Origin of the sequence: Mycobacterium sp. (genome assembly GCF_035653355.1) — a bacterium.
Lineage (GTDB): Bacteria > Actinomycetota > Actinomycetes > Mycobacteriales > Mycobacteriaceae > Mycobacterium.
Genome location: NZ_DASRBZ010000228.1, coordinates 1 through 4,596 on the forward strand (window position 1 = coordinate 1; position 4,596 = coordinate 4,596).

The following is a 4,596-nucleotide window of genomic DNA, read 5'->3' on the forward strand; positions in this document are numbered from 1 at the left end:
TCTTGGCCGCGCCGATGAGCAGGTCAAGATCCGCGGCTATCGCATCGAGCTCGGCGAGATCCAGGCGGTGTTGGCTGATGTAGCAGGGGTGGCTCACGCGGCGGTGATCGCCCGCGAGGACCGTCCCGGCGACAAACGCCTGGTCGGCTATATCACCGGCAGCGCCGACCCCGCCCAGACACGCGCCCAGCTAGCCGAGCGGTTACCGGCCTACATGGTGCCCGCCGCGGTAGTCAGGCTGGACGCGCTGCCGTTGACCGTCAACGGCAAGCTCGACACCCGCGCCCTGCCGGCACCCGAATACAGCGACGTCGAACGCTATCGCGGCCCGGGTGATGCGGTCGAGGAGATCCTGGCCGGCATTTACGCCGAGGTGCTGGGCCTGGAGCGGGTCGGGGTCGACGACTCGTTCTTCGAGCTCGGCGGGGACAGCATTTTGTCGATGCAGGTCGTGGCCCGGGCGCGGGCCGCTGGGGTGTTGTGTCGGCCGCGCGATGTGTTCGTCGAGCAGACGGTGGCCCGGCTGGCCCGGGTAGCCGGGGTGGCCGACGGGGCCGCAGCTGGCCCCGCCGATGACGGGGTAGGCCGGGTGCCGGCGACCCCCATCATGCGTTGGTTGCAGGGTTTTGACGGCGCGGTGCAGCAGTTCAACCAGACCATGGTGCTGCAGGCCCCGCCCGGGGTGACCGAAGCCGATGTGGTGGTGCTGATGCAGGCGCTGCTGGATCGGCATGCCATGCTGCGGGCCCGCGTCGAAGATGACGGCGCCGGGGGCTGGGTGTTGATTGCGCCCGAAGCTGGGTCGGTTCACGCCCGCGACTGTCTCGAGCCGGTGGACGTGTTGTGTGATGAGGCGCTGGTTGCGGCGCGTTCACGGCTGAACCCGGCCGCCGGGGTGATGCTGCGCGGGGTGTGGGTGCCATCTGCCGGGCAGCTGGTGCTGATGATTCACCATCTGGCTGTTGACGGGGTGTCGTGGCGGATCCTGCTCGAGGACCTCAACGTGGCCTGGACCCAGCATCAGGCCGGCCAGCCGATCCTCTTGCCGGCGCCCGGGACGTCATTTGCCCGGTGGGCCGCCCTGCTGGAGCAGTACGCGCGTCGCCCGGAGGTGATGCGCCAGGCCGGGCTGTGGCGGCAAGTGCTTGCGGCCCCGCCGGCGCTGCCCGCCCTACGCCCTGAGGCGGACACCTATGCAAGTGCGGGGCATTGGTCGGCGCAGCTGGATGTGGAGACTACCCGGATGCTGTTGGGTGAGGTGCCGGCCGCGTTTCATACCGGCATTCACGACATTTTGTTGATCGGGTTCGCTGTGGCGCTCGCACAGTTCTTGGGCAATGCCGCCGACCCGGTCGGCATCGACGTGGAGGGCCACGGTCGCGACGAGGAGCTGGGCGCCGATGTGGATCTGTCCCGCACGGTGGGCTGGTTCACCGCCAAATACCCGGTGGCGTTGCGGGTCGGTGGGCTGGACTGGGCGCAGGTCGCCGCCGGTGCGCCAGGGGTGGGAGCGCTGATCAAAGACGCCAAGGAGCAGCTGCGCGCCCTGCCCGACCCGTTGAGCTATGGGGTGCTGCGCTATGTGAATCCCGAAGTCGACTTGGCTGATGCCGATCCGCCGATCGGGTTCAACTATCTGGGCCGCCTGGGCGGCTCGACGGGTGAAGCTTCCGAGCAGCTGTGGCGGATCAGCGCTGAGGGTCTGTCGGCGATCGGCGCCGCCGCCGCGGCAATCCCAATGGCGTTGGCGCACACCGTAGAACTCAACGCCGGCACTGTCGGCACTGAGGCGGGCCCGACCCTGCATGCCAGCTGGACGTGGGCGCCCTCAGTGCTGGATCAGGCCCAAGTCGCTCGGCTGAGCCGGTTGTGGTTTGACGTGTTACGCGGGATCTGCGCGCATGTGCGCGCTGGCGGTGGCGGGCTCACCCCCTCGGATATCGCTCCGGCCCGGTTGAGCCAGCAGCAGATCGACGAGCTGTGCCGGCACTATCGGGTCGCTGATGTATTGCCGTTGACCCCGCTGCAGCAGGGGCTGCTGTTTCACGCCAGAGCCGCCGAAGCCAGCGGCGACGATGTGTATGCGGTGCAGTTGGCGATCACCATCACCGGCCCGCTGAACCCGCACCGGCTGCGCGAGGCGCTGCACACCGTAATCAGCCGCCACCCCAACCTGGTGGCCCGCTTCTACGAGCGGTTCGACGAGCCGGTGCAGATCATCCCCGCCCACCCGCAAGTGCCTTGGCGCTACCTCGAACTCGACACCGACGACGGTGACGATCTCGATGAGAAGGTCCAAGAACTGTGTGCCGCCGAGCGCGCCGCGGTCTGCGAGCTGGCCGACCAGCCGGCGCTTCGGGCCGCGCTGATCCGTGTCGCACCAGATCGGTACCGGTTTGTGTTGACCAACCACCACATTGTGCTCGATGGCTGGTCGATGCCGATCCTGCTGCACGAAATCTTCGCTAGCTACTACGGGCAGCCACTGCCCGCGCCCGTCCCCTACCGCCGGTTCGGCAGTTGGCTGGCCGAGCGTGACCGCGACGCCGCCCGCGAAGCCTGGCGCCAGGTGCTCGACGGCTTTGACACCCCAACCCTGGTGGGACCACCGGATCGCTTAGGGCTAGGACGGCGCGGTGTTGAGTCGTTCCGGCTGCCTGAGGAAACCACCCGCGCCGTGAGCGAGCTGGCGCGCTCGCACCACACCACGGTCAACACCGTGCTGCAGGCCGCTTTCGCGCAGCTGCTGATGTGGCTGACGGGCCGCCAGGATGTTGCCTTCGGCACCGTCGTCTCAGGCCGGCCCGCCGAGCTGGCCGGCGCCGACTCGATGGTCGGGCTGCTGATCAACACCGTGCCGGTGCGGGCCAGCATCACCCACACAACCAGCACCGGCGACCTGCTTAGCCAGTTGCAAAACACGCACAATGCCACGCTCGAGCATGAACATCTGGCGCTACGCGAGATTCACCGCATCGCCGGTCAAGAGCAGTTGTTCGACACCGTTTTCGTGTACGAGAACTACCCCATCGACACCGGCGAGATATCGAGCGTCGGCGGGTTGACCATCAGCGAACTCACCAACCGCGACTGCTACCACTACCCGCTTACTATCCAAGCCGTACCGGGCAGCGAAGTTCACCTTCGCGTCCAATTCCGCACGGATGTCTTCGACGCGGAAAGCATCGAGGCGCTGATCGACCGGTTCCAACGGATGTTGGTGGTTATGACCGCCGACCCGACGCGACCGTTGTCATCGATAGATCCGCTCGATGAGCCTGAGTACGCCCAGCTGGATGGTTATGGCAACCAGCCGGCGCTGACACAGACCGCTGCCACGACGGAACCGGCACCGGACGATCACGACACCGGCGGTCGTTATCACGGTCCGGCCAACCTAGTCGAGCAAATCTTGGCTGACATCTACGCCCAGGTCTTGGGTGTGGACCGCGTGGGGGTCCATGAGTCGTTCTTTGACCTGGGCGGGGATTCACTATCCGCTATGCGGGCGATCGCCGCGATCAACACCGCTCTTGATATCCGCCTTCCGATGCCGGCCTTATTCGACGCGCCGTCCGTGAGAAGCCTGAGCCAGCAATTGCATAGACATGCCAGCTCGGCCGAAGAAGCACCCGCCGCCAGCCCTGCCAAGGATCTGTAAGACTGCCGCCGGCAGCCAGATCCACCGAAGGCTCGGTCAAGTCGGCCCGGCATTGCGGCTGCGCTCGGCCACAACAACTCCGGCGTGCACGCTGTTACCACATACCTGGGACCAGGCGATAGCGAACTTCCTGGGTGTACTCACGGTATCCGTCCAAGTCCTCCGTGAGCAGCTTCTCTTCGTCGCGGATGCGGAAGGCTAGGCCGACAAGGCCGGGTATGACGAAGACAAGTCCCCAGTAGGAGCCAAGGGCGAGAGGTATACCCACCATCATGATCAGATTGCCGGCGTACATCGGGTGACGCACCAGCCCATACAGACCCGTGGAGACGACCTTCTGCCCCGACTCGACCTGGACGGTCGCGGCCGCGTGGCTGTTTTGGAGCACCACCAGCATCGCTAAACCCAGCCCCACCGCGACCAGGACATCACCAACCAAAGAAATCGCTGTTGGTACCGGCGACCAGCCAAAACGATGGTCGAGTGCGCTCACCACGAACATCGCTGCCAGCGACAACCAAAGACCAGCCATTGCGACCTTTTGCGCCGCTCGGGTCTCCGCTTTTGGCCCACCACGCATCCGCCGCTGGAGCACCGCGGGATTCACACGCAGCAAGTAAGCGCTGAAGATCCGCGTCGAGATGGCCAAGATCACCAGCACCCACGCTTGCCAGTAATTCAACGTGCCGGCGGGCAAAAACAACAGCAAGCCCAACAGCACAAGCAAACCAAGCCCGGATACCAACATTTTAGGAATGGTCGTCACAGTCCTCCTTAACGTCCGGCCGGCACCGACGCTAACGCGCTAACCACTCTGCATCGATTGCAACAGCCACAACGATGCCGCAGGGCTGAAACTACCGCCGTTCACTGATACCAGGTCGCGCGTGCCCTGGGTACCGCTGAGCACAGCAGTGACGATCACATCCTCTTTC

2 protein-coding genes are annotated in these 4,596 nt (G+C 65.5%); one reads left to right on the forward strand and one right to left on the reverse strand.

Annotated elements, in window-relative coordinates; all coding sequences use genetic code 11:
* On the forward strand, positions 1–3,661 hold a 3,661-nt coding region (locus VFA16_RS07700), incomplete at its 5' end, for a condensation domain-containing protein (protein WP_324967245.1).
* Positions 3,662–3,755: 94 nt separating this feature from the next.
* Here the strand turns inward: VFA16_RS07700 and VFA16_RS07705 are convergent.
* A complete protein-coding gene (locus VFA16_RS07705; RefSeq protein WP_324967246.1) occupies positions 3,756–4,409 on the reverse strand; it encodes an isoprenylcysteine carboxylmethyltransferase family protein in 654 nt (217 codons plus the stop codon).
* Between the last annotated feature and the right edge of the window lie 187 nt (positions 4,410–4,596).